The organism is Arthrobacter sp. B2a2-09, assembly GCF_027587375.1.
Taxonomy (GTDB): Bacteria; Actinomycetota; Actinomycetes; order Actinomycetales; family Micrococcaceae; genus Arthrobacter.
Map to the genome: position 1 here is coordinate 1 of NZ_JAMXIC010000104.1, position 419 is coordinate 419.

Here is a 419-nt window from a genome sequence, read left to right on the forward strand (position 1 = left end):
GGCGGGTGGTAACCGAGAGTCCAGTTGGGCCGCACCGCCAGCACGTAATCCCGATCGCGAGTCTGGATGGTCGACATCTGGTCGATGGTCGATTCCTTCAGGAACCGTTTCCCGTCGATCACGCCGCCGTTCGCGATGGCGCCGTACATCTTCGCGAGAGCACGCGCGCTGAACACTCCGTTCCAGCCCGGCATGACGGCGTCGTGGACAGCCGGGTTGCGCACCATGACGTCGAAACCGTCCGGCATCGCGGCCTCCGCGAGTCCGCGAGTCGGACCGACGTGTGAGAGCACGGTCGACGCGAAGGCCCAGTTCAAGCCGGCAGGGTTGATATGTGGGAACAGCTTCGCGATCCGTGGACGCTCGGTTTCGGTACGCGGTACCAGAATTCGTCGACTCCGAGGGGCTTCGCTATCTCC

At 64.2% G+C, this 419-nt stretch carries 1 protein-coding gene; it reads right to left on the reverse strand.

Going from position 1 to position 419, the window contains the following annotated elements; translation table 11 throughout:
• Positions 1-317 (reverse strand): hypothetical protein (locus NFJ07_RS25730; RefSeq protein ID WP_333482085.1); only part of this gene is annotated, 317 nt, incomplete at its 3' end.
• Between the last annotated feature and the right edge of the window lie 102 nt (positions 318-419).